Consider the following 23,656-nt stretch of genomic DNA (forward strand, 5'->3'; position numbering starts at 1 on the left):
GTGAGTGCTGGGATAACGCCCCGATGGAGCGTTTCTTTGGGAGCCTTAAATCAGAGTGGGTGCCAGAAGATGGCTACAACTCTGAGCATGAAGCCCGCATAGACGTGCAACGCTACGTGATGCGTTACAACAACGTCAGGCTCCATAGCTACAACGGCTATCGTTCACCGGTAGCTATGGAAAAACTGGCGGCATGAAAACCGTAACTGGTGTCCAAAATTAGTTGACCAGTTCAAGCTCGCTCCCACAATGTCCGGGGCTTAACTGACTGGCATTAGGGCAAGCCCGCTCCCACAGGGGGAATGTGTTGTTTTTGATAGACAAAAAAAAGCCCCGCGACCGAATGAGACGCAGGGCTAAGGAACGGGTTGGCTGCGGCCAACCAAAGGAGCATTTCAAAACATCGGGTCAGTTGCTGGCGACCGTCTCCGGCTGCCAGCCACCGCCAAGGGCCTTGTAGATCGCGACGATGCCGCGATACAGATCGACTTCAGCCTGGGCCTGGGTGTCTTCGGCGGCCAGGCGTTCCCGTTGGGCGTCGAGCAGCACAAGGAAATCGGCCGTGCCTTCGCGGTAGCGGATCTCGGCGAGATCGGCTGCGGAACGGCTGGACTCACTCTGACGAATCAGCGAAATCAGACGCTGCTGGCGTTTGCCGTAGTCGCTGAAAGCGTTTTCCGATTCTTCCAGGGCCAGCAACACTTGCTGCTCATAGGTCGCCAGGGCGCCTTCGGCATCGGCGTCGGCACCGCGCAAACGGGCCTTCACACTGCCCAGGTCAAACGCCGCCCAGGTGATGCTCGGGCCGAGCGCCCAGGCGTTGGCCGCCGAGGAGCCGATCTGCGAACCGCGCCCGGCGGTAAAACCGAGGAAGCCGCTGAGGCTGACCCGCGGGAACAGATCGGCCTTGGCCACGCCGATACGCGCCGTGGCCGAGGCCAGTTGGCGTTCGGCACTGCGAATGTCCGGACGGCGTTGCAGCAGTTCCCCCGGATCACCGATCGGCAGGGCCTTGGCAATCGCCGGCAGGTCTTTCGGGCTCAGGTCCACGGTCAGCTTGTCCGGACGTTCACCCAGCAGGGTGGCGATACGGTTTTTCTGCCGAATCTGTTCGGCCTGCAATTGCGGCACGCTGGCTTCGACCGACGCCAGTCGCGCATCGGCCCGTTCCACATCAAGCTGATCGCCGACGCCGGCATCCCGCAGGCTGACGGTGATCTTGCGCGACTCCTGCTGGTTCTCCAGGTTGGCCAGGGCGATTTTCTCCCGCAGTTGCGCACCGCGCAGTTGACCGTAGGAATCCACCAGTTCGGCAATCATGGTGACTTGCAGTTGGTACAGATCGGCCTCGAACGCCTGCTGTTCGGCGTTGGCCGACTCCAGGTTGCGCTGGATGCGGCCGAACAGATCGACCTCCCACGCCATGTCCAGGCCCAGGTCGTAGCGTTCGCTGTTGACCCGGTCGGTGGTCTGGCCGGGAATCTGGCCTTTGCCCAAATCACTGCTGACGCGGCTGGTGATGGTCGGCATGGCGTCGTTGCTGACGTCATCGCGGATCGCCCGTGCGGCTTTCCAGCGGGCGAAAGCGACGCGTAAATCGCGGTTGCCTTGCAGGGATTGCGTCACCAACTGGTTGAGGGTCGGGTCTTCGAACTGTTGCCACCAGATGCCTTCGAAACGGGAACGGTCAAAATTCTTCTGGCCGGCGGCGCCATCGGTGGCGGCCGTGATGTTGGCCGCCTCGGTGGTTGGCGTCTTGTAGTCCGGGCCCACGGCACAGGCACTCAGGGCCAGTACCAGCAGGCTCGGCAGGAAGGCTTTCAAACTCATCAGTGCGACTCCAGCTTCAGGGCGGCCTTGGCGGCTTTGCGCGCTTGGCCACGCTCGACAAAGTTACGAATCAGTACGTAGAACACCGGCGTCAACAACAGTCCGAAGAAGGTCACCCCAAGCATCCCGGAGAACACAGCTACACCCATGGCATGACGCATCTCGGCACCGGCACCGCTGGAGAACACCAGAGGCACGACACCCATGATGAACGCGAAGGAGGTCATCAGGATCGGCCGCAGACGCAGGCGGCAAGCCTCCAGGACCGCAGCCAGCGGGTTGAGGCCTTCCAGCTGTTTGTCCTTGGCGAACTCGACGATCAGGATCGCGTTCTTACAGGCAAGCCCCACCAATACGATCAAACCGATCTGGGTAAAGATGTTGTTGTCACCGCCAGAGGCGATCACACCGGTAATGGCCGACAGCAGGGTCATCGGTACGATCAGGATCACCGCCAGTGGCAGGCTCCAGCTTTCGTACTGAGCTGCCAGCACCAGGAACGCCAGCAGTACGCAGAGCGGGAACACGAACAGCGCGGTGTTGCCGGACAAGATCTGCTGGTAAGTCAGGTCGGTCCACTCGTAAGTCATGCCGTTGGGCAGTTCTTCCTTGAGCAGTTTCTCGATGGCTTTTTCCGCTTGGCCGGAGCTGTAGCCGGGGGCTGCCGCACCGTTGATTTCGGCGGTGATGAAGCCGTTGTAGTGCATCACGCGATCCGGGCCCGAGGTGTCGCTGACCTTGATGAAGGTCGCCAGCGGGATCATCTCGCCTTTGTTGTTGCGCACTTTCAGCTGACCGATCTGGTCCGACTCGAGGCGGAACTGTTGTTCGGCCTGAACGTTGACCTGATAGGTGCGCCCGAAGCGGTTGAAGTCGTTGGCATACAGCGAACCCAGGTAAATCTGCAGGGTGTCGAAGATGTCGCTGACGGCCACGCCGTGGGTCTTGGCTTTTTCCCGGTCGATGGCAGCATCGACCTGCGGCACGTTCACCGTATAGCTGGTGAACAGGCCGGCCAGTTCCGGCACGTTGTGGCTCTTGGCGATGATGTTCATGGTTTCCTTGTACAGCTCTTCGTAGCCCAGGTTGCCCCGGTCTTCGATCTGCAGGCGGAAACCACCGATGGTGCCCAGGCCTTGTACCGGCGGCGGCGGGAAGATCGCCATGTAGGCTTCCTGGATGTTCGCGTACTGGCCGTTCAAGGCCCCGGCAATTGCTCCGGCGGACATGCTCGGGTCTTTACGCTCGTCGAACGGTTTGAGGGTCACGAACACGATGCCGGCGTTCGGGCTGTTGGTGAAACCGTTGATCGACAGGCCAGGGAAGGCCACCGCACTTTCCACGCCAGGCTGTTTCAGCGCCAGCTCGGACATGCGTTTGATCACGTCTTCGGTACGGTCCAGGCTCGACGCATCCGGCAATTGCGCGAAGGCCACCAGGTATTGCTTGTCCTGGCCGGGTACGAAACCGGTCGGGGTGCTGGAGAAACCGAAGAAGGTCAGGACCATCAGGCCGGCGTACAGCAGCAGGGCGATGCCACTGGAGCGGATCACGCGGGCAACGGTGCCGACATAACCATGGCTGGCTTTCTCGAAGAAGCGGTTGAACGGACGGAACAACCAACCACCGAAAATCTTGTCCAGCACCTTGGAGAACCGGTCTTTCGGTGCGTCGTGGCCTTTGAGCAACACGGCGGCCAGCGCCGGCGACAGGGTCAGGGAGTTGAAGGCCGAGATCACCGTCGAAATCGCAATGGTCAGGGCGAACTGCTTGTAGAACTGGCCCGTCAGACCGGAGATGAACGCCGCCGGAACGAACACCGCACACAGCACCAGTGCCGTGGCAATGATCGGGCCGGTCACTTCACGCATGGCGCGTTTGGTGGCTTCGATCGGGGTCAATCCGAGTTCGATGTTACGTTCGACGTTCTCCACCACCACGATCGCATCGTCCACCACGATACCGATCGCCAGTACCAGGCCGAACAGCGACAAGGCGTTGAGCGAGAAGCCGAACAGATGCATCACGGCAAAGGTACCGATCAGCGATACCGGCACAGCGACCAATGGAATGATCGAGGCGCGCCAGGTCTGCAGGAACAGGATCACCACCAGCACCACGAGGATCAGCGCTTCGAAGAGGGTGTGAACCACCGCCTCGATGGAGCCGCGCACGAAGATCGTCGGGTCATAGACGATGCTGAAGTCCATGCCTTCGGGGAAGCTCTTCTTCAGCTCGGCCATCTTGGCCCGCACTTCGTTGGAGATTTCGATGGCATTGGAGCCAGGGCGCTGGAAGATCGGGATCGCCACCGCCGGCTGGTTGTTCAGCAGCGAACGCAGGGCGTACTGGCTGGAGCCCAGTTCGACGCGGGCGATGTCCTTGAGGCGAGTGATTTCACCGTTGTCGCCAGAGCGAATGACGATGTTCTCGAACTCTTCCTCATTGACCAGACGACCCTGAGTATTGACCGACAACTGGAAGCTTTGGGCATTCGGGGCAGGGGGCGCGCCCAAGGCACCGGCAGCCACTTGACGGTTCTGTTCGCGGATGGCCGTCACAACGTCGGTAGCGGTCAGGTTGCGCGAAGCGGTCTTGTTCGGATCGAGCCAGACGCGCAGCGAGTAATCGCCCATGCCGAACAGTTGCACGTCACCGACACCGCCCAGCCGCGCCAGTTCATCCTTGATGTTCAGGATCGCGTAGTTGGACAGATAGAGCATGTCGTAGCGTTTGTCCGGCGAGGTCAAGTGCACAACCATGGTCAGGTCGGGCGACGCCTTGTCCACGGTGATACCGATGCGCGTCACTTCCTCGGGAAGTTTTGGCTCGGTCCGGGTCACGCGGTTCTGCACCTGCACCTGGGCGTTGTCCAGGTCAGTACCCAGGGCGAAGGTGATGGTCAGGGTGATCTTGCCGTCGGCGGTCGACTGCGAGGACATGTACAGCATGTTCTCGACGCCGGTGATGGCTTGCTCCAGCGGCGCGGCCACGGTTTCACCGATGACCTTGGGGTTGGCCCCCGGGAAGTTGGCGCGGACCACCACGGTCGGCGGCACCACTTCCGGGTATTCGCTGATCGGCAGCTGGAACAGCGAGATCGCACCGGCGATCAGGATCAGCAGCGACAGCACCGCTGCGAAGATCGGCCGCGAAATGAAGAATTGGGAAAAATTCATCGTAAAAATCCCTTAACCGCGTGGGGTCGTGGCAGCCAGTTTCACAGCCGTGCCCGGCGCAACCCTGGCAGGCGCGACTTGGGGCAGGTTGCTGGCTTCCAGCGCTTGACGTTGTTGTGCGAGTGCCGCGAGGGTTTGTTCGCTGGCCATCGGAATCACTTCAGGGGTGACCGGTGAACCAGGACGCACCCGTTGCAGGCCCTTGACGATAATCGTGTCGTCCTTGTTCAGGCCGTTGCGCACGATGCGCAGACCTTCGATCTTCGGACCCAGCTCCACCGCGCGGTAGGCGGTCTTGTTGTCGGCATCCATCACCAGCACGAACTTCTTGCCCAGGTCGGTGCCGACCGCTTCGTCGTTGATCAGCATGGCGCTGTAGGTGCCGCTGCCCACCAGTTTCAGGCGTGCATACAGGCCTGGGGTGTAGCTGCCATCGCTGTTGTCGAACACGGCGCGACCACGGATGGTGCCGGTTTTCGGGTTGACCTGGTTGTCGACGAAGTTCATCACGCCCTGGTGCGGGTTACCGTCCTCGTTGGACAGGCCCATGTAAACCGGGGTGGTGGCGCCGCGCTTGCCCTGGCGAGCGAGCTCGGTGTACTTGAGGAACACACGCTCGTCTGCATCGAAGTAGGCGTACACCTTGTCGGTGGAGACCACGCTGGTCAGCGGGGTGGTGTCGGCGGTCACCAGGTTGCCGGCGGTGATTTCCGCACGGCTGACGCGGCCGCTGATGGGGGCGGTGACGCGGGTGAAGCTCAGGTTCAGCTTGGCCAGGTCCAGTTGCGCTTGCAGGGCGCCGACGGCGGCGCGGGCTTCCTGGGCGGCGCTGGTACGCGAATCGGCCAGTTCGGCGGAAATGGCGTTACTGGTGCGCAGGCGTTCACCGCGCTGGGCTTCGTTTTCGCTGCGGGTAGCATTGGCGCGCGATTGTGCAACCAGGGCTTCGAGGCGGCGGACCTCAGCCTGGAACGGACGCGGGTCGATCTGGAACAGCAGGTCGCCTTTCTTGACCAGGGCGCCTTCTGTGAACGCCACTTCATCGATCTGGCCGGAGACCCGCGGACGGATCTCCACGGTTTCCGGCGCTTCGAGGCGCCCGGTGAATTCGTCCCACTCGTTGACCGGTTGCTCCAGCACCTTGGCCACGCTGACCTTGGCCGCTGGCATGCTGGCGGCGGTCTCCGGGGCCTTGCCGCAAGCGCTGATCACCACTACGGCCAACAAAGCCAACGGGAAGCGCAAATGTTTGAATGACTGTTCCATGGATGCATCCGCCAATGTGTTGAGATTGGCGAATGATGCGCGGCGGGCTTGTATCTCACGAATCGAATGGGGCGAAGGTAACTATCATTCGGAATGATATGAGAGGCCAAATCAGCTCTCTAGCCTGCGCCTTACGCAGAGGTCTATCAATCAGGTCGATGGCAATTCTGTGTTGCCGAAAAAGCATCAATCAGTCTTGAAACAGAGGTGTGGCCTTCGCGAGCAGGCTCGCTCCCACACTGGATCTCATCAGCCATTGGTTTAACGGGGTCCAACGGCCTGCGCTGTGCCAATTTCGTCACCGCCAATGCCCAAACCCGTCAAGCCATAACGCCTCGGATAGACCACTCTGACCGGTCTGTCCAAGGAGATGACCATGATCCGACTGACCCTGATCGAAGCCCGTGAGTTGGCCGAATCGATCTTGTTGCACAACGGTTTTAATCTGGCCCATGCACAAGCGGTGGCGGCGACGGTGCTTGTTGGCGAACGTGATGGCTGTGCCTCCCACGGTTTGTACCGGATTCTGGGGTGTGTCAATTCCCTGCGGGCCGGCAAGGTGTCAGCCGATGCCGAGCCACAGGTGATCGACCAGGCGCCGTCGATCGTGCGGGTGGATGCTGGCGGTGGGTTTTCGCAGTTGGCGTTTCAGGCGGGGTTGCCGTTGCTGGCGCAGAAAACCCGGGCCAACGGCATTGCGGCGTTGGCAATCAACCGCTGTGTACATTTCTCGGCGCTGTGGGTGGAGATCGAGCAACTGACTGCTACCGGTCTGGTGGCACTGGCGTGTAATCCGAGCCACGCCTGGGTGGCGCCGGCTGGAGGACGACTGCCGGTGTTCGGCACCAATCCCATTGCCTTCGGTTGGCCGCGTGCGGGACAAGATCCGTTTGTGTTCGACTTCGCCACCAGCGCGATTGCCCGTGGTGATATCGAACTGCACCGGCGTGCCGGCAAGGCGATTCCCGAAGGTTGGGGCGTCGACGCCCAAGGCCAGCCGAGCACCGACGCCAACGTGGTGCTCGACAGCGGCGCGATGCTGACGTTCGGCGGGCACAAGGGTTCGGCGCTGGCGGCGATGGTGGAGTTGATTGCCGGGCCGCTGATCGGTGACCTGACCAGTGCCGAGTCGTTGGCTTACGACGGGGGCAGCAAGTCGTCGCCGTACCATGGCGAGTTGATCATCGCCCTGGACCCTCGGCGCTTTCTGGGGGACGCCACTGAAGAACATTTGGCCCGGGCCGAAACGTTGTTCCAGGGCATTGAGGGGCAGGGCGCACGCTTGCCGTCGCAACGACGTTACGCGGCGCGGGTACGCAGCCTGGTGGAAGGCGTGCAAATTCCCGAGGCGCTGTACAACGACCTCAAGGCCTTGCTCGCCTGATTGAATCAAAGTGCTCAATCCTGTGGGAGCGAGCCTGCTCGCGATAGCGGTGTGTCAGTCGACGAAAATGTTGAATCTGATGCCCTCATCGCGAGCAGGCTCGCTCCCACAGGAGGTTGTGTTGTTAAACCGGCTCGCGTTGGCTGCTGCCATCCACCAGCCGTGCAATCCCCAGCGGGTTGGCGTTTTTCAAGGCGTCGGGTAGCAAGGCGTCCGGGCAGTTCTGGTAGCACACCGGACGCAGGAAGCGTTCGATGGCCAGGCTGCCGACTGACGTGCCACGGGCGTCGGAGGTTGCAGGGTAAGGCCCGCCATGGACCATGGCATCGCAGACTTCGACCCCGGTGGGGTAACCGTTGAACAGTACCCGGCCGACTTTTTGTTCCAGCAGTATCAGCAGGTCCGCATGGGTCTGAAGATCCGATGCTTCGCCAATCAATGTCGCAGTCAGTTGCCCGTGCAAGCTGTTCAACGCCTGGCGCAGCTCAACCTTGTCCGCCACTTCAACGACAATGGTGGTCGGCCCGAACACTTCTTCCTGTAGCAGCGGATCCCCATTGAGCAGCAGGCTGACGTCGGCCTTGAACAGTTGCGGCCGCGCCTGATTGCCCTGCTGGTCGCGGCCCGCCAGGTGCGTCACGCCCGGATGCTCGAGCAAGGCCCGCAGCCCTTTTTCATAGCTGCCGAGGGTGCTGGCATTGAGCATGGTTTGCGCCGGTTGTGCGGCCATCAGGTGGCTTAGTCGCGCAATGAACGCAGTCCATTCAGGGGCGCGAATACCAATGACCAACCCCGGATTGGTGCAGAACTGCCCGCAACCCTGGACCACCGATGCCACCAGTTCACCGGCGATCTTCTCGCCGCGCGCACGCAAGGCTTCGGGCAATACCAACACTGGATTGATGCTGCTCATCTCGGCGAACACCGGGATGGGTTGTTGGCGTGCGGCGGCCATGTCGCAAAGGGCACGGCCACCTTTGAGCGAGCCGGTGAAACCGACGGCCTGAATCGCCGGGTGCTTGACCAGCGCTTCACCGACACCCGCGCCGTAGATCATGTTGAACACACCCTTGGGCATGTCGGTCTGCTCGGCGGCGCGCAGGATCGCATCGGCCACGCATTCGGCGGTTGCCATGTGCCCGCTGTGGGCCTTGAACACCACCGGGCAACCGGCGGCCAGGGCCGCTGCGGTATCGCCGCCAGCCGTCGAAAAGGCCAACGGAAAATTGCTGGCGCCGAACACTGCCACCGGGCCGACGCCGATCCGGTACTGGCGCAGGTCAACCCGTGGTAGCGGCTGACGCTCCGGCAGGGCACGGTCGATGCGCGCGCTGTAGAAATCGCCCCGACGCAGGACCTCAGCGAACAGACGCATCTGGCCGCTGGTGCGGCCGCGCTCGCCCTGAATCCGGGCGCTGGGCAGGGCGGTCTCACGGGTCACCAGGGCAACGAACTCGTCATCCAGGGCATCCAGTTGCGCGGCGATGGCTTCAAGGAATTGCGCCCGGCGCGTCGCCGGCAAATTACGAAAGGCTGGATAGGCGGCCGCAGCGGCCTGGGCGGCCGCGTCGACTTCTTGCGCGGTGGCTTGCACGAAAGAGTAGGGCAGTGCTTCGCCGGTGCTGGCGTCATGGCTGTTCAGGATGATGCCGCCGACGGCGCTGCGTGTACCGCCGATGTAGTTGTGGCCAAGGATCTCAGACATCAAAAAAGCTCCTGTCGAAAAATGGGGTAGCAACACAAAACCTCTGTGGGATTTACTCAGGCCAGAGAATCGGCCCGGCGTGGGCTGGTCGGGGCTGGGTCCAGCGCAGCAACCCGCGCCGCCGACTCGGCATCCACCTGGCGCAATGACTTGCCACGGGTCTCGCGGGTCAGGCCGACAGCCACCACGGAAATCAGCGCGGCGCCCACCAGATACCAGGCGATCGGAGTCGAGCTGTGGTACTTGTTGAGCAAGGTGATGGCGATCAGCGGTGCAAGGGAGCCGGCGAAGATCGGCGCCACCTGGTAGCACAGGGACAGAGCCGTGTAGCGTACGTGGGTCGGGAACAGTTCAGCCATCAGCGCCGAGTAAGGCGCATAAGTCATCGACTCGATGGCCAGGCCCAGGGTGATGGCGGCCATGATCAGCCAGTTGTTGCCGGTGTCCATCATCGGGAAACCGATAAAACCCCAGAACGCTGTGAGCACCGCGCCGGTCAGGTACACCGGCTTGCGCCCGACGATGTCCGACAGATAGCCCATCAGCGGGATCAGGAAAAAGTGCACCAGGTGCGCGCCGAACATCAGCAGCAGAATTTGCGAAGTGTCCTTGTGCACCACCAGTTTCAGATAGGTAATCGAGAACGTCACCACGGTGTAGTAGAGGATGTTCTCGGCAAAGCGTGCGCCGATTCCCACCAGCACCGAACGCCAGTGATGACGCAGCACTTGCACCACACCGAGCTGTTGCTGTTTGGTCTGTGCCTGACGGGCCTGGGCTTCCTTGAAGATCGGCGCGTCATCGACGCTGGTGCGAATCCAGTAACCGATCAACACGACTACCGCCGAGAACCAGAACGCCACGCGCCAGCCCCAGGCAAGGAACTGTTGCTCTGACAGGTTCGACGACAACAGCAGCAGGGCGACCGTGGCCACCAGGTTGCCGGCCGGCACCCCGGCTTGCGGCCAACTGGCCCAGAAGCCCCGACGATTGTCCGGGCAGTGTTCGGACACCAGCAGAATCGCGCCGCCCCATTCGCCACCGAAAGCGAAGCCCTGGATCAACCGCAACAGCACCAGTAGCACCGGCGCTGCGTAACCGATCTGCTCGAAGCCAGGCAGGCAACCCATCAGGAAGGTGGTGATGCCGACCACTACCAGGCTCAGTTGCAGCAGGCGTTTGCGGCCGAATTTGTCACCGTAGTGACCGAATACCAAACCGCCCAACGGCCGGGCGAGAAAGCCGACCGCGTACAAGGCGAAGGCGGCGATGATGCCGTCGATGGGGCTGTCGGTCTGGCGGAAGAACAGCTTGCCGAAAACTAATGCCGAGGCGGTGCCGTAGAGAAAGAACTCATACCATTCGGCGACGGTGCCAGCCATGGCGGCAGCCACTACGCGTTTGAGTCCCGAGGGTGTGGTTGCGCTTTGCGTGTGTTGAGGATTGGACATGCTGACGTTCCTTGTTGAGGCGCAAAAAACGGGCAGCCGGGCCGGGTCCGCATAGACCCGCCCGGCAATCACTCAGAGACCGACGTCCGGCAGTTCCGGGCGGTTGGCCAAGGCCTTGGCCATGATCTGCTCGACGAACACGCGATCCGCTTCCGGAAGGGCCAGGCGTGGCGGACGGGTCAAGGCGCTGCCGCGACCGGCGATGGCTTCGCACAGCTTGATGCATTGCACCAGGTCGGCGCGGGCATCGAGGTGCAGGATCGGCATCAGCCATTCGTAGATCGGCATGGCTTCGGCGAAACGACCGGCCTTGGCCAGACGGAAGATGGTTTCGCCTTCTTTGGGGAACACGTTGGACATGCCCGAGACCCAACCTTCGGCACCCACGGCAATGCTTTCCAGCACCACGTCGTCGAGACCGGCGAACAGCACGAAACGGTCACCGACTTCGTTGCGCACGTCGATGAAACGACGGGTGTCGCCGGAAGAATCCTTGAAGCACACMACGTTGTCGCAGTCGGCCAGGGAAATCAGGATGTCCGGGGTGACGTCGTTCTTATAGATAGGCGGGTTGTTGTAGACCATCAGCGGCACGTCGGCGTTTTTCGCCACGTAGCGGTAATGCTCGGCGGTCTCGAACGGCTTGGAACCGTAGACCAGCGCCGGCATCAGCATCACGCCATCGACGCCGACCCGGCGTACGGCATTGGCGACCTTGGCCGCTTGTATGCTGGTGAACTCGGCCACGCCGCAAATCACTGGTACGCGACCACGGGCGGCATCGACAGCGACCTCGGTCACGGCGATTTTCTCTTCGGCGGTCAGCGAGGTGTTTTCACCCACCGAGCCGCAGACCACCAGGCCCGACACGCCGTCGCGGATCACGTTGGAAATCACCTGATGGGTTTTTTCCAGGTTGATGGAGAAGTCATCGTTGAATTGAGTGGTCACCGCTGGGAAGACGCCACTCCAGTTAATGCGCTTGCTCATTGTTGCCTCCGGTTCGTTTATTGTATTTCGTATACGATATAAAAAATGACAATGCTCGGCTAGTGCTTTTTTTGGTTTTCAGGGGTTTTTACTGGCCGTTGGTCTGGGGGTTCAGGGGTTGCGTGATCAAGCGCCGGGCCAAGTGTCGGACAGGCGATAGCCTTGTGGCCACGGATCGCTTGGGTCGAGCAGCAATTGATGGGTGCCGGTGATCCACGCCCGGCCGGAAATGCACGGGTAAATCGCGGCGCGGCCGGCGACTTCGGTCAACGAATCAATGCGGCAGTGGAACTCGGAGCCGATAATCGAACGGCCGACAAAGCGCTCGCCAACCTGCATCAAGCCTTTGGCCTGCAACACCGCCATGCGCGCCGAGCAACCAGTGCCGGTGGGGGAGCGGTCGATCTTGCCCGGTTGAATCACTACCGCATTGGCGCCGGTGGCGATGCCGTTCTCATGGACGATGGGCGCGGCGATCTGGCAGAAGGAAATGTGTGACCACTCGGGATTCAGCGGATGCACGAAGCCCAGTTGTTCGTTGGCCGCTCGAGTGATTTTCAGCCCGACCGCCACCAGATCGGCCGCTTCATCCGGGCGGATGGAGAAACCCAGGCCTTTGGCATCGGCAATCACAAAACTGTCGCCACCATAAGCGGTGTCAACCTTCAGCGAGCCGATGCCTTCGACTTCAATCCATGCATCCAGGCGATCAGCGAAGGACGGCACGTTTTTCACTTCCACCCGTTGCACCTTGCCATCCCGGCAGTCGGCCACGGCTTCGATCAGGCCGCCGGGCGCTTCCAGCACCAGGCGGGTTTGCGGCTCGGTCATGGGCAGGATGCCGCTGTCGAGCAATACGGTGGCGACGCACAACGAGTTGGAGCCGGACATCGGCGGGGTGTCCGCCGGTTCCATGATGATCCAGGCCATCTGCGCCCGTGGGTCCTTGGCCGGGACCAGCAGGTTGACGTGACGGAACACGCCGCCGCGGGGTTCGTTGAGGACGAAGTTGCGCAGGGTTTCGTCCCGGGCGATCCAGCGCGACTGTTCCCACACGGTGGCGCCGGGCGGCGGGGCGACACCGCCGACGATCACGTCGCCGACTTCGCCTTCGGCGTGGCAGCTGACTACATGAATGACTTTTGATGAACGCATGGTTTGATCCTTGTTTTGTCTGTGCGGGCCTCATCGCGAGCAGGCTCRCTCCTACACTCTTCGATATGCACCGCTAACCCTGTAGGAGTGAGCCTGCTCGCGATTGGGCCGTTAGTTATTTCACCGATTTGAGAAACGCCGCTGTTTCCGCATGCACCGGATTGCCAATCACCTGATCCGGCGAACCAATCTCATGCACCAGGCCATTGCGGAAGAACGCCACACGGTCGGACACGTCCCGGGCAAAGCGGATTTCGTGGGTCACCAACACCATGGTCATGCCGTCTTCGGCGAGCATGCGCATGGTGTCCAGCACTTCACCGACCAACTGCGGGTCGAGGGCCGAGGTGGCTTCGTCAAACAGCATGTAGTCCGGTGACATGGCCAGGGCGCGGGCGATGGCCATGCGTTGTTGCTGCCCACCGGACAGCTTGCCAGGGAAAGTCTTGAGCTTGTCGCCCAGACCGACGTGGGTCAGTTGCTTCACCGCCAGCTCTTCAGCTTCAACCTTGCTTTTGCCCAGGACCTTGCGCGGCGCGAGCATGACGTTTTCCAGCACCGTCAGGTGCGGGAAGGCATTCCATTGCTGGAACACGATGCCGATTTTCTGCCGCAGGCGATTGAGGTCGGTGGCGCTGTGATGGACCTCGACGCCGTCAACGCGGATGTTGCCTTTCTGGATCGGTTCCAGGCCGTTGATGCACATCAGCAAGGTCGATTTGCCGGAGCCGGAGCCGCCGATGATCGACACCACTTCGCCCTTGTTCACCGTCAGGTTGACGCCCTTGACCACTTCGAGGTTGCCGAAGGATTTATGTACGTTGTCGATCTCAATCATTTTCTTGCCACCTTCTTTCCAGACGAGCGCCCAGGCGTGCGACCACCAGGCTCATGACGTAGTAGATAAGGCCCGCGACGCACAGCACCAGCAACGGTTCCTGGATGCGGGTGACGATGGTTTGCGAGGCGCGCAGCAGTTCGACGATGCCGATCCACATCACCAGCGCGGTGTCTTTCATTACACCGAGCACCAGGTTCAGCCAGCCGGGGAACGCTACTCGGGTGGCCATCGGCAGGACGATCCAGCGCAAGTCCTGCAAGAAGCTCAGCCCCAACGAACGACTGGCCCGACGCACGGTGAACGGTACCGCCAACACGCCGGCGCGCACGATTTCGGTGAAGTACGCCGCGGCATACACCCCCAGCACAATGCAGCCGACGCTGAAGGCACTGATGTTCAAACCGACGATGCTTTTGAGCGAGTTGAACAGCACGAACTGGATCAGCAACGGCACGCTGCGAAACACGTCCAGCACCCACGCCAGCGGCAGGCTGGCCCGAGGCAACAAGGCCCGCAGCAGGCCGAAGAACAACCCGGCCAAGGAGCCGAGAATGATCGACCAGAACGTCAGTTGCATCGTGACCCACGCACCGTTGAGCAGGAACATCAGGTCATTGGAGGAAAAATCGGTGGAAAACATGGACAGCTCCTCAGTAACGGAACAACCGCCAGGCCATCAGCCGGGCTGCCGCAACGATCGCCTTGGCAATCAGGTAATACAGCCCCGCTGCGATGGCGAAGTATTCGAAGGTGCGGAAGGTTTTGACGTTGTATTCCTGGGTCACACCGGTCAGGTCATTGTTTAGCCCGACGATCACCCCCAGCGACGTCATCAATACCGCCCAGACCATCTGATTGGTCAGCGGGTAGAACACGATCCGCAGCAGTTGCGGGACGATGATCATGCGATAGGCCTGGAAGGCACTCATGCCGAGGGAACGCGCCGCACGCACTTGTGTGTGGGGAACCGCTTTGAGGCCGCCGCGAAAGTTCTCCGCCAGATACCCTGCATTGTTGAAGGTGATCCCGGCCAGCAGGGCGAACCATGAACTGACGTGCAGGTTCAGCGAGCCGAGGCCGAAGTAGAGGATGTAGATCTGGAACAGCGACGGGGTGTTGCGGGCAATCGATACCCAACCGTTGCCGAACCCGCGCAGTAATGGGTGTCTGGCCTCACGCATCACCGTCAGGGCCAGGGCGATCAGCACGCCGAAGATCATCGACAGCGCGGCGGTTTCGAAGGTGACGATGGCACCGGCAAGCATGTCCGGCAGGGCGCGCAGGGCGGAACGCCATTGGAAGCTGTAGTCAAACATGCGCAGGGCTCTCCAGTAGGGCAGCAGGTTGTAACCAGGCCGGCAAACGTCCGCTGGCCGTTGCGGTGCAGGCCGCGTCGACGCATTCGGCAAGGCTGGCGAAGTGCACCTTGCGGCCGACCAGGCCCGGTGCGTAGTGGGCGTATTTGCCCGAGTTGGTCATCAGGGTTTTAGCCGCCAGGGGGATGACGGGTTCGCCGAGCATGCACCAGCAAGTATCGGTGACCAGGGTCGCGCCAAACGCCTGGATCACGGCGATGTGCCCGGCCTTGCGGGCCTGCTCCAGCACGGCACGGCCGCAGGTGATGGCAAGCACCACATCCGGGTGTCTTTGTCGTCCCCGGCACAGTCGCGCCAGGTGAGCGAACTCGCTGAGGGAGAAGTGCGGGTTACCCAGCGACACCACATCCACCCGGTTATCGCCAGCACTGTTGAGTTCGCGCCAACTCGACAGCAGGTCCTTCAGGCGGATTTTTTCCACGGCAATGGAAGTGTCCGCATCCAGCACCTGCGCCGGGTCAATGGCCTCCGGGGTGACCCCGGCGATGTGGAACAGTGGCGCCGCGGAGGTGGTGGCGAAGGCCGCGCCAAAGGCTTTGAGGTCGTCCAGGCTCGGCTTGCGTTTTTCCAGCCCCAGCACCAGCGGCACGCGACTGCCGGCCAGGGCACCAATGTGGTAACCCAGCAGCGGGTAGAAGGCATCGTCCAGTTCGCCGAGGGCAGGCAACTCGATCTGCAACCGGGCCTTGCGTTGCGCGTCCAGGTGGCAGCCGATCAGGGGCGCGCGACCGGTGAGGGCGATGCTGATGTCCAGGTAATCCGGGTATTTCAGGGTGCGTGCACCGAGCACGCTGTTGGCGTAGACCACTGCGTTGGATTCCGCCCAGACGATTTGCTCGCCAGCCTTCGGTGCCGTGTCGAGCAGGTACGGCGCGCAGGTGAAACTGAGCTGTGCGCCCATCGCCATATAGGCATCGCCCAAGGCACTGGCCGGTTCCCCCAGTGCCGGGTCGATACCCAGTTCGCGCCAACGGCGCTGGTCGACGGAAATTGAATTGAGGGTGGTGGGCACTCGCACTTTTGCTCCCCATTGCACCAGTTGCTCGGCAAAGCGCAGGCTCGCAGGTCCGGTGTAAATGCAGCCGTCGATGTGTGCTTGAGTGACATCCACCAAGTGATCGGCACCCTGCAGTTCGGCCATACGCAGGACGATCTGCATGGCCATTTGCGCGGCCTTGCCATGCCGGCCATCGAGCAGCGCCCGATCGTGCTCGGTGAGCCTGATCGAGGCGGTGCTGTCAGAGTTTGGTAATGGGCTGTCGAGCGCCTGCCAGGCGTCGCCCGGCAGGTGGTCGAACAGGCTCAGCGTTGTATTTTCGACCCGGGCGAAGGCCTGGCCGCGCAAGGCGGCGAAGGCCTCCGGACCGATGCACAGCACCGGCAGGGAACGGGCAAAAATGGTCTGCGCCACCAGCACGCCCAAGGTCAGGATCTCGTCGGCTTCGGCCAGCACCAATGCCGCCGGTGCATGGCCGTTGCTGATCAGTTCCATCAACACACTGCTGCCGGTGCACGAGCCGCGACCACTGGGAATCGCCAGCACGCGGCCGGCCAGGTGTTGGCCGCTGAGCGGGTGATGGCGGTCGATGACTTCCCCCGTGCCGGGATCGACGCCGCCCCAGAAACTCAAGCCGACATCGGCGAACAGCAGGGCGCCTTGCGCGGCACCCGTCACCAGGCTGCGCCCGGTCAGAGACATTGGCCTAGGCATGCCGGACATCTCAGTAGTAGACCTGAGGCACGGTCAGGTTGGTCGGCGGGATCTCGGTGCCGACCCATTTAACGAACAGCTCCTTGTAGCGACCGGTGCGCACCTGTTGGTTGACGAACAGGTTGAGGTAGTTGAGCAGGCCGAACTCGCTGCGCTTGGCACCCAGGGACACGTAGTCGATGACGTACGGGGCGTTACCGGCGACTTTCAGGTTTTTGTATTTGCCCGACTTGAGGGTGGCGGCGGCCACGGTGTTGGTGACCACAGTGGCATCGATGTGGCCTTGGGCGACGGCTAGCAGGGTATCGCTCTGCGACTGGTAGGCTCGGAAACTGCCCGAGCCCCAGTTCTTCACGTCTTTCTCCAGGGCGATGGCCTCATAGGTGCCGCTGGTGTTGCCCACTGCTTTGCCCTTGAGGTCGTCGAAGCCGTTGATGCCGGTGTCGTCGCGGGTCAGCACCACCATCTGGAAGGCAAAGTAGGGCACGGTGAGGCCAACGGTCTTGGCGCGTTCGAGGGTGTCGGAGGTGGACGCGACGATCACGTCAGCCCGCCCGGAGACCAGTGCCGGAATGCGATCCGGGAACGGCGTTTCCACCACTTCGGCCTCGACCCCGAGGATCTTCGCCAGGTCGCGGCAATAGTCCACATCGAAGCCGGCCGGCGAGTTGCTGGCATCGCGAAAGCCCATGGGCGGGAAGTCCAGGGTCACGGCGCAGCGCAGCTTGCCCGAACCGATGATGTCGTCGAGCTTGTCGGCCTGGGCAGTGGCGATGAAGGAGGTACTGAGGACAGCGCTGAGGGCTACGGCAAATGCGGGGTTTTTCATAGAGGCCTCGTTGATGTGAAGTGCTGTTGAATATCGTATTGGGGATTTCGTATACGATATTAACAATAGCAATCAACGTGCCTATTTCCAGTCCAAGGGGTGAATTAGTTGTCAGGCCTTGGCGTAGAGGTTTTGTAGCGGTACAACCCGAGGCACGGTGACTCCAAGGTATCGGGGGCAGGTGTTACATATGGGAGCAATGGTTGCGCGGGCGCCCCTTTAAGGAACACTGGTCAATGCTGTGTGCGGCCTTGAACCAACGATGTCAGAACGATCGCTGAAGATCAGAAGATCGCAGGCTTCGCCAGCTCCTACACCGACCGCGTACAGCTGCTATTAACGGACATACGTCAATTCCTGCGGAAGAAACACGACGATGATTGCGATCAGGCCGGCCGGTAGGCCGCCTCGCTTTTGCTGTTGTGGTACACGCCCCATCGAGAGGCCGAGAGGAGGTTCTGCGTAGTGGGCAACCCGGCATGGATGCCGGGTTAGCCGCCCCCGGCCATGGATGGCCGATGGCGGCGGGCCCACGAAGCAGGACCGGAGCGAGGGCATGCCGAGCCTAAGCGAGGTACCGAACGTCAGGGGCAAAAGCCCTTGGTTACTTGGGGCTCTTCCAAGTGACCCGCTGTAAAAGCGGAACCGTAAGTGGCCGTTACCGCAGCAACGGATATGCCCCCAAACCTAACGCTGATTATCGCGATACTGACTCGGCGACAAACTGGTCAGCGCCCGAAACTGCCGGCTGAAGGCACTGTGGTCGGTGTAACCACAGCGCAAGGCAATCTCGGTAATCGGCAACTCGGTGTGCAGTAACAACCGCGAACCTTCTTCCAGGCGCGCCTTGTGAATCATTTGCCGTGGGGTGAGCTGGAACACCCGTTTGCAGTGCCGCTCCAATTGCGCCACGGAATAGCCAGCGATGGCGGTCAGTTCGGCGAGGCTGATGGAGCGGGCGAAGTGGCGGCGGATATGGGCATCCACGGCGGCGAGTTTCTGGAACGCCGGATGGTTCGACTGCGGCGATTGCAGGTCGCGGGAGATACCGGCCAGGCCCACGATTCGACCCTGTTCATCCTTCAAGGCGAGTTTGTGGGTCAGGCACCAGATCGGCTGATTGCCATAATACAAATGCAGCTCCAGCTGATCGGCCAGTTCACGACCGCTGGACAGCACTCGCCGATCCTGCTCGGTGTACAGCGGACCGAAGCGTTCCGGGAAGACCATTTCGGCGGTGCGCCCCAGCAGCTCGTCCCTGTGTTTGAAGCCACAACGCCGGGCCAGGGTCTGGTTGACGAAGGCGTAGCGGGCCTCGCAGTCCTTGATGAAAAACACCACGTCCGACAGGGTATCGAGCAACGGCGCGATGGGCTGAAGGCTGTTCAGCAGCGTCGGCAGATCGCAAGGATTAAAGGTGGTGAGCGAGGGATACATGGCGCCGGGGGTCTGAGGGTGACCCCCGGGATCATAGAGACTCGGCAGCGTGGCCGAAACCCCTGGCGTGGTCAACACGCTGGCGGGGTATCGTCCAKGGACATCAAGGTTTCGATCCGCGCCGGGCTGAAGGGTGGGCGCGGTGCCGGGGGCTGCCAACCAAACAAATGCTGCACTGCGCCGCCACACACCCGGCCCTGGCAGGCGCCCATGCCGCAGCGACTGGCGAGTTTGGCTTCGCGCCAGTCAGAGTGACCGGTCAATGCCGCGTAGGGCACGTCTTCGCAGCGGCATACCAGGGTGTCGGGTTGGGCCAGGGACTTGAGTCGTGGGTCGAGGGCAAACGCGCTGTTCAGCGCCTTGGCGAAACCCTGCCAGCGCGCCCGGCGCGGCCACAATTGCCTGGCGGCTTGCAGATTGCCGACCGCTGCGTGGCCGGCAATCGCACCTTCCACCAAGGCCAGCTCACTGCCGCCGAACCCTGTGCATTCGCCCGCCGCATAATGATCGGCGCGGTTGCTGGCCTGCCAGGCATCCACCGCGATGGCTTGATCTTCGATGGCGCAACCCAGTGCCTGACCCAACTGGATATTCGCAATCAACCCGAATCCACAGGCCAGCCGATCACATTCCAGTTCGACGATGTTGCCTTGTTGTTGCAGGCGCACGCCTTCCACTCGGTCGGTGCCAAGCGCCGCCAATACGTGGGTGGCGGTGCGGTAGTGGTGGTCGAACAGGCTGAACGATTGCAGCCATTTGCCGGGCCAGCGCGGCAGTTGCGCGGCGAAACCGGCGACAGCGCTGCGGCTGGCTTGTTCGGCGATGCGTTGCACTTGCGCGCCATGCTGTTTGGCGGTGGCGGCACTGGCCAGTAACAGCGGGCCGCTGCCGGCGATCACCACGCGCTCGTTCTGCACCGGCAAACCGGCCTTGATCAGCGCCTGCAAACCACCCGCACCGCTGACACCCGGCAGGGTCCAGCCGGGGAAGGGCAGCAGCAATTCACGGGCGCCGGTGCACAGAATCAGTTTGTCGTAGCTGATCAACCAGCCATGGTCGTCATCTTCCACCAGCAGTTGTTTCGCGCCGGGGGCGGCGATCACCCGAGTACAGGCGTGATGGCGGATGTTGTTGCACGACGCCAGACGCTCGCGCAGGCGCCGGGCCGGACCTGGCACGTTGGCTTGAGGTCCGTCGCGCCAGATTTGTCCGCCCGGCAGCGGGTTGTCGTCGAGCATGACGATGCGGGCGCCGCTGGGGGCGGCGGCAAGGGCGGCGCTCATCCCGGCAGGGCCAGCGCCAATGATCAACAGATCAGCGTATTCATTCATGGGCGAGTCTCCACCTGCATGCCGTCACGGCACAGGGTCTGGCAAGCCAGGCGACGCCGGCCATCGATGGTCACCCGGCATTCCTGGCAAATGCCCATGCCGCACAGCGGCGCACGGCGCTGACCGCTGACCGAGGTGCGTGTGCAGCCGTCACTGGCCAACGCCAGGGCAGCGGCGACGCTGGTGCCTTCGGCGACTTTCAGGATGTGGCCGTCCAGCAACAATTCAGGCATAGACCGGTTCTCCGAGAAAACGCTGGGGCAGATAAGGTTGTGCGGCCAGTGGCGGGGTTTCGTTGAACAGTTGCGCCACCAGTAGATCGGCGGTGCCAGGGGCCGTGGTTACGCCCAGTCCTTCGTGACCGACTGCCAGCCACAAGCCTTGCCGTTGTGGATGTTTGCCCACCAGCGGCAAGCCGTCGGGGCTGGCGGCGCGAAAACCGGTCCAGGCACGGATGCCGTTGAGCCGGGCCAGCCCCGGCATGTACTCGGCGGCACGCTTGAGCATTTTCGCGAGCATCCAGCCTTCGACCTGCGGGTCGGTGGTGCCGAATTGCCGTGAGGCGCCAATGAACAGTTGCCCGGTGGGGCGCGGCTGGATATTGCAGGCGGTCGACGGCCCCGTGGCGTTGTGGGCACTGGTGACGTAACCCAGTTCCACCAGCGTGTGGGTGACGCTGCCGGGGTAGCGGTCAGTGATCAGCAAGTGGCCTTTTTTCGGCTCGATGGGCAATTCCGGGCACAGCTCGTTGGCTTGAATACCGTTGGCCAACACCACGGCATCGGCACTCAACCAGTGACCATCATCGAGGCAGACGCGGTTGCCATCGACCGCACTGACCCGTGCCCGGCGCTGGCGGATGTTCGGTGTTTCGAGCATCCATCCGGCCGTCGCCGGGGCGTATAGAATGCCATCGCCATTGATCAGCAAGCCGCCTTCCAGTCCTTCGCTCAGTTCCGGTTCGCGCTGGCGCAGGGCACTGGCGCCGATCAGTTCGCAAGCCACGCCCCGGGCTTGCAGGTTCAGGAATTTGCTGTGGGCCACCGCCATTTCTTCGGCATTCGCCGCCAGCCACAGCGTGCCGTTGCAGCGGTAGGCACAGCTGTCGGGCAGGTCCGCGCCCAGTTCGCGCCAGCGCTGCAACGAATATTGACTCAGGGCCAGTTCGGCGGGGTTGTCGTCGAGTACCAGCAAGTGGCCCATGCCGGCGGCCGTGGCGCCGTGCAGGCCGGCGTCCAGCACCAGCACCTGCAAGCCGCGACGGGCCAGCGCCTGGGCACAGGCGGCGCCGATAATGCCGGCGCCGATCACGATCACATCAGCCACCTGGCCCTCGTTCATGGACGAATGCCCCAGGCGAACGGGTCGTCCTGTTCGATGATCAGGCTCGCCTCGGCACTGATGAACGCACGACCACGAATGGTCGGCACGATGCGCTCACCCTGCAGTTCGTAGGAACCCTCGAACTCGCTGCCGATGACGCTGGCCTGGCGCCAGACCTGCCCCGGTTGCAACTTGTCGTCGGCCGCCAGGCATGCCAGTTTGGCACTGGTGCCGGTGCCGCAGGGCGAACGGTCGTAGGCTTTGCCGGGGCAGAGCACGAAGTTGCGGCTGTCGGCGTGATCGTCATCGGCGAACAACTCGACGTGATCGATCAAGCCGCCGTCTTCACCGCGAATGCCTTGGGCTTCCAGTGCTTGCTGCACGGCGAAGGTGTAAGCGGTCAGCGCGTCGAGGTTGTCGCCAGCCACCCGCAGGCCATGCTCGGCGATCAGGAAAAACCAGTTGCCGCCCCAAGCGATATCACCGACCACTTGGCCGATGCCCGGCACCTGCACCGCCAGCGCCTTGCGATAACGGTAGGCCGGCACGTTGCGTACGCTCACCGAATGGTCTTCGTGCAGGGTTGCCTGCACCGTGCCCACCGGCGTTTCGATGCTGTGCACGCCGGGGCCGATCTTGCCCAGGTGCGCCAACGACGCCACCAGGCCGATGGTGCCGTGGCCGCACATACCCAGATAACCGGTGTTGTTGAAGAAAATCACCCCGGCACAGGCGCCAGGGTCCACCGGCGTGCAGAGCAGGGCGCCCACCAGTACGTCGCTGCCCCGGGGTTCCAGCACACAGGCGGCGCGCCATTGATCATGCTGTTCGGCTAATACCTTGCGCCGTTCGGCCATGCTGCCGGTGCCCAGGTCAGGAAAGCCGGCGGTCACCAGGCGGGTCGGTTCGCCGCCGGTGTGGGAGTCGATCACAGAGATGCGTTTCATGGGAGGGCCACGTCCATTCGGTTGAGTGAACGCAAGAGTGGCCCGTGCGGCGGGGTGTCGGCTTGATGGATTTAGTCTGTGTCGATGACGAAATCGGCACAGCATCCGCAGCTGTCAGCGGGTGTGGGGCAGGTGCTCGAACAGGGTCGTGCAGACGCCGGCAATGTGCTCGTCCAGAAGCTTCACCGCCAGGTCCACATCCCCGGCGCGGCAGGCCGCCAGGATCTCGCGGTGTTCGTGATCGGCCCGTTCCTTACCGGCCGACAAGCTCATCTGCATGCGTAGATAACGCTCCAGCTTGTCGTTGACCGAACGGATCAGACTCACCAGAAACGGTCGCTGCGCCGGCTCGTACAGGCAGGAATGCAGCTCCCAGTTGAGCTCGGCCCAGCGCCCCACGTCGTCCTCGCCGATGAACTCCTGACAGATGCGCTCGGCACGGGCGAAGGTCTCTTCGGTCATGTTCGGAATGGCCAGGCGCAGAATCTTGTCCTCCAGCAACATCCGCACTTCGAACATCTGCGCCAGTTCCGCATCGGAAACCCGCGTGACCATCGCCCCGCGATTGCGCTGGAACATCACCAACCCTTCGGCCTCCAGCCGCTTGAGGGCTTCGCGCACCGGGATCTTGCTGACATTGAACTGGCGGGCGATGTCGTCCTGGCGGATCGGCTCATCCTCGGCAAAATGCCCGGCGACAATCGCATCCCGCAGATGGCGGGTGATGATTTCCGAAGTCGAAGGCGTGTTACCAAGGTCGGGGGCGTTGAGTTTGGTCAGGTTCACGGCGGCGGTCATTTGGAGTGAGATAGTGCTAGGGTATACGAAATTCTTTTGCTGATCTTCCCCGGTTCGACGTCGATGCACCCGATGTCGGTCATGCAACCCGCTACTCAATGAC

At 62.2% G+C, this 23,656-nt stretch carries 20 protein-coding genes; 2 read left to right on the forward strand and 18 right to left on the reverse strand.

The annotated features are described in order from the left end of the window. On the forward strand, window positions 1–197 hold a 197-nt coding region (locus AC1DRN_RS22350; protein WP_457265921.1), incomplete at its 5' end, for an integrase core domain-containing protein. A gap of 211 nt (window positions 198–408) precedes the next feature. On the opposite strand, the gene AC1DRN_RS22355 is transcribed toward AC1DRN_RS22350, so the two are convergent. From AC1DRN_RS22355 to mexE, 3 genes are read right to left on the reverse strand one after another with little or no spacing between them, the layout of a single operon-like run. Continuing rightward, the gene (locus tag AC1DRN_RS22355; RefSeq protein ID WP_457265920.1) at window positions 409–1,830 is read right to left on the reverse strand and encodes an efflux transporter outer membrane subunit; all 1,422 of its coding nucleotides are present in this window, start codon (window positions 1,828–1,830) and stop codon (window positions 409–411) included. Further along, window positions 1,830–5,009 (reverse strand): efflux RND transporter permease subunit, encoded by a 3,180-nt coding sequence (locus AC1DRN_RS22360; protein ID WP_457265919.1) that lies wholly within the window; start codon window positions 5,007–5,009, stop codon window positions 1,830–1,832. Before AC1DRN_RS22360 ends, AC1DRN_RS22355 begins: the two co-directional genes overlap by 1 nt. A 12-nt stretch (window positions 5,010–5,021) precedes the next feature. Further along, window positions 5,022–6,275, reverse strand: coding sequence for a multidrug efflux RND transporter periplasmic adaptor subunit MexE (gene mexE, locus AC1DRN_RS22365; RefSeq protein WP_218427956.1), 1,254 nt, complete (start codon window positions 6,273–6,275; stop codon window positions 5,022–5,024). A gap of 376 nt (window positions 6,276–6,651) precedes the next feature. On the opposite strand from mexE, the gene AC1DRN_RS22370 reads away from it, so the two are divergent. Then, window positions 6,652–7,659: an Ldh family oxidoreductase gene (locus AC1DRN_RS22370; protein ID WP_223458085.1), complete on the forward strand. Its 1,008-nt coding sequence runs from the start codon at window positions 6,652–6,654 to the stop codon at window positions 7,657–7,659. Window positions 7,660–7,783: 124 nt separating this feature from the next. Here AC1DRN_RS22370 and AC1DRN_RS22375 read toward each other — a convergent pair whose 3' ends face one another. From AC1DRN_RS22375 to AC1DRN_RS22445, 15 genes are all read right to left on the reverse strand, one after another. Next, the gene (locus AC1DRN_RS22375) at window positions 7,784–9,364 is read right to left on the reverse strand and encodes an aldehyde dehydrogenase (NADP(+)) (protein WP_457265918.1); all 1,581 of its coding nucleotides are present in this window, start codon (window positions 9,362–9,364) and stop codon (window positions 7,784–7,786) included. Between the two features lie 56 nt (window positions 9,365–9,420). Continuing rightward, the gene (abaF, locus tag AC1DRN_RS22380; RefSeq protein WP_223458081.1) at window positions 9,421–10,815 is read right to left on the reverse strand and encodes a fosfomycin efflux MFS transporter AbaF; all 1,395 of its coding nucleotides are present in this window, start codon (window positions 10,813–10,815) and stop codon (window positions 9,421–9,423) included. A 72-nt stretch (window positions 10,816–10,887) separates the two neighbouring features. Continuing rightward, on the reverse strand, window positions 10,888–11,805 hold the full coding sequence (locus AC1DRN_RS22385) for a dihydrodipicolinate synthase family protein (RefSeq protein WP_007997732.1): 918 nt from the start codon (window positions 11,803–11,805) through the stop codon (window positions 10,888–10,890). Window positions 11,806–11,931: 126 nt separating this feature from the next. Then, window positions 11,932–12,960: a trans-3-hydroxy-L-proline dehydratase gene (locus AC1DRN_RS22390; RefSeq protein WP_008018645.1), complete on the reverse strand. Its 1,029-nt coding sequence runs from the start codon at window positions 12,958–12,960 to the stop codon at window positions 11,932–11,934. Window positions 12,961–13,075: 115 nt separating this feature from the next. After that, window positions 13,076–13,798, reverse strand: coding sequence for an amino acid ABC transporter ATP-binding protein (locus AC1DRN_RS22395; protein ID WP_457265917.1), 723 nt, complete (start codon window positions 13,796–13,798; stop codon window positions 13,076–13,078). After that, window positions 13,791–14,441 (reverse strand): amino acid ABC transporter permease, encoded by a 651-nt coding sequence (locus AC1DRN_RS22400; protein WP_223458077.1) that lies wholly within the window; start codon window positions 14,439–14,441, stop codon window positions 13,791–13,793. The genes AC1DRN_RS22395 and AC1DRN_RS22400 overlap by 8 nt, the downstream gene beginning before the upstream one ends. Window positions 14,442–14,451: 10 nt before the next feature. After that, the gene (locus AC1DRN_RS22405; protein ID WP_223458074.1) at window positions 14,452–15,117 is read right to left on the reverse strand and encodes an amino acid ABC transporter permease; all 666 of its coding nucleotides are present in this window, start codon (window positions 15,115–15,117) and stop codon (window positions 14,452–14,454) included. Next, the gene (gene lhpI, locus AC1DRN_RS22410; protein WP_457265916.1) at window positions 15,110–16,888 is read right to left on the reverse strand and encodes a cis-3-hydroxy-L-proline dehydratase; all 1,779 of its coding nucleotides are present in this window, start codon (window positions 16,886–16,888) and stop codon (window positions 15,110–15,112) included. The genes AC1DRN_RS22405 and lhpI overlap by 8 nt, the downstream gene beginning before the upstream one ends. 10 nt (window positions 16,889–16,898) lie before the next feature. Then, window positions 16,899–17,717, reverse strand: a complete 819-nt coding sequence (locus tag AC1DRN_RS22415) for an ABC transporter substrate-binding protein (protein WP_046042020.1) — start codon at window positions 17,715–17,717, stop codon at window positions 16,899–16,901. 687 nt (window positions 17,718–18,404) lie between these two features. Further along, window positions 18,405–19,154 (reverse strand): AraC family transcriptional regulator, encoded by a 750-nt coding sequence (locus tag AC1DRN_RS22420; RefSeq protein ID WP_223458070.1) that lies wholly within the window; start codon window positions 19,152–19,154, stop codon window positions 18,405–18,407. 71 nt (window positions 19,155–19,225) lie between these two features. Beyond that, entirely contained in the window at window positions 19,226–20,485 is a 1,260-nt protein-coding gene (locus AC1DRN_RS22425) for an FAD-dependent oxidoreductase (protein WP_477786801.1), read from the reverse strand. After that, window positions 20,482–20,718 carry a 2Fe-2S iron-sulfur cluster-binding protein gene (locus tag AC1DRN_RS22430; RefSeq protein WP_223458065.1) on the reverse strand — a complete coding sequence of 79 codons (237 nt, stop codon included), beginning with the start codon at window positions 20,716–20,718 and terminating at the stop codon, window positions 20,482–20,484. Before AC1DRN_RS22430 ends, AC1DRN_RS22425 begins: the two co-directional genes overlap by 4 nt. Beyond that, window positions 20,711–21,826 carry an NAD(P)/FAD-dependent oxidoreductase gene (locus AC1DRN_RS22435; protein ID WP_223458063.1) on the reverse strand — a complete coding sequence of 372 codons (1,116 nt, stop codon included), beginning with the start codon at window positions 21,824–21,826 and terminating at the stop codon, window positions 20,711–20,713. The genes AC1DRN_RS22430 and AC1DRN_RS22435 overlap by 8 nt, the downstream gene beginning before the upstream one ends. Beyond that, a complete protein-coding gene (locus AC1DRN_RS22440) occupies window positions 21,823–22,755 on the reverse strand; it encodes a 4-hydroxyproline epimerase (protein ID WP_223458061.1) in 933 nt (310 codons plus the stop codon). Before AC1DRN_RS22440 ends, AC1DRN_RS22435 begins: the two co-directional genes overlap by 4 nt. Before the next feature lie 114 nt (window positions 22,756–22,869). Beyond that, window positions 22,870–23,541, reverse strand: coding sequence for a GntR family transcriptional regulator (locus AC1DRN_RS22445; protein WP_458237590.1), 672 nt, complete (start codon window positions 23,539–23,541; stop codon window positions 22,870–22,872). Between the last annotated feature and the right edge of the window lie 115 nt (window positions 23,542–23,656).

Source organism: Pseudomonas sp. P5_B3, assembly GCF_056400405.1.

Excerpts from the sequence above, each read along its gene's own strand:
- AC1DRN_RS22355 (WP_457265920.1), bottom strand. The coding sequence starts at position 1,830 with ATGAGTTTGAAAGCCTTCCTGCCGAGCCTGCTGGTACTGGCCCTGAGT.
- AC1DRN_RS22360 (WP_457265919.1), bottom strand. The coding sequence starts at position 5,009 with ATGAATTTTTCCCAATTCTTCATTTCGCGGCCGATCTTCGCAGCGGTG.
- mexE (WP_218427956.1), bottom strand. The coding sequence starts at position 6,275 with ATGGAACAGTCATTCAAACATTTGCGCTTCCCGTTGGCTTTGTTGGCC.
- AC1DRN_RS22370 (WP_223458085.1), top strand. The coding sequence starts at position 6,652 with ATGATCCGACTGACCCTGATCGAAGCCCGTGAGTTGGCCGAATCGATC.
- AC1DRN_RS22375 (WP_457265918.1), bottom strand. The coding sequence starts at position 9,364 with ATGTCTGAGATCCTTGGCCACAACTACATCGGCGGTACACGCAGCGCC.
- abaF (WP_223458081.1), bottom strand. The coding sequence starts at position 10,815 with ATGTCCAATCCTCAACACACGCAAAGCGCAACCACACCCTCGGGACTC.
- AC1DRN_RS22390 (WP_008018645.1), bottom strand. The coding sequence starts at position 12,960 with ATGCGTTCATCAAAAGTCATTCATGTAGTCAGCTGCCACGCCGAAGGC.
- AC1DRN_RS22395 (WP_457265917.1), bottom strand. The coding sequence starts at position 13,798 with ATGATTGAGATCGACAACGTACATAAATCCTTCGGCAACCTCGAAGTG.
- AC1DRN_RS22400 (WP_223458077.1), bottom strand. The coding sequence starts at position 14,441 with ATGTTTTCCACCGATTTTTCCTCCAATGACCTGATGTTCCTGCTCAAC.
- AC1DRN_RS22405 (WP_223458074.1), bottom strand. The coding sequence starts at position 15,117 with ATGTTTGACTACAGCTTCCAATGGCGTTCCGCCCTGCGCGCCCTGCCG.
- lhpI (WP_457265916.1), bottom strand. The coding sequence starts at position 16,888 with ATGCCTAGGCCAATGTCTCTGACCGGGCGCAGCCTGGTGACGGGTGCC.
- AC1DRN_RS22415 (WP_046042020.1), bottom strand. The coding sequence starts at position 17,717 with ATGAAAAACCCCGCATTTGCCGTAGCCCTCAGCGCTGTCCTCAGTACC.
- AC1DRN_RS22420 (WP_223458070.1), bottom strand. The coding sequence starts at position 19,154 with ATGTATCCCTCGCTCACCACCTTTAATCCTTGCGATCTGCCGACGCTG.
- AC1DRN_RS22430 (WP_223458065.1), bottom strand. The coding sequence starts at position 20,718 with ATGCCTGAATTGTTGCTGGACGGCCACATCCTGAAAGTCGCCGAAGGC.
- AC1DRN_RS22435 (WP_223458063.1), bottom strand. The coding sequence starts at position 21,826 with ATGAACGAGGGCCAGGTGGCTGATGTGATCGTGATCGGCGCCGGCATT.
- AC1DRN_RS22440 (WP_223458061.1), bottom strand. The coding sequence starts at position 22,755 with ATGAAACGCATCTCTGTGATCGACTCCCACACCGGCGGCGAACCGACC.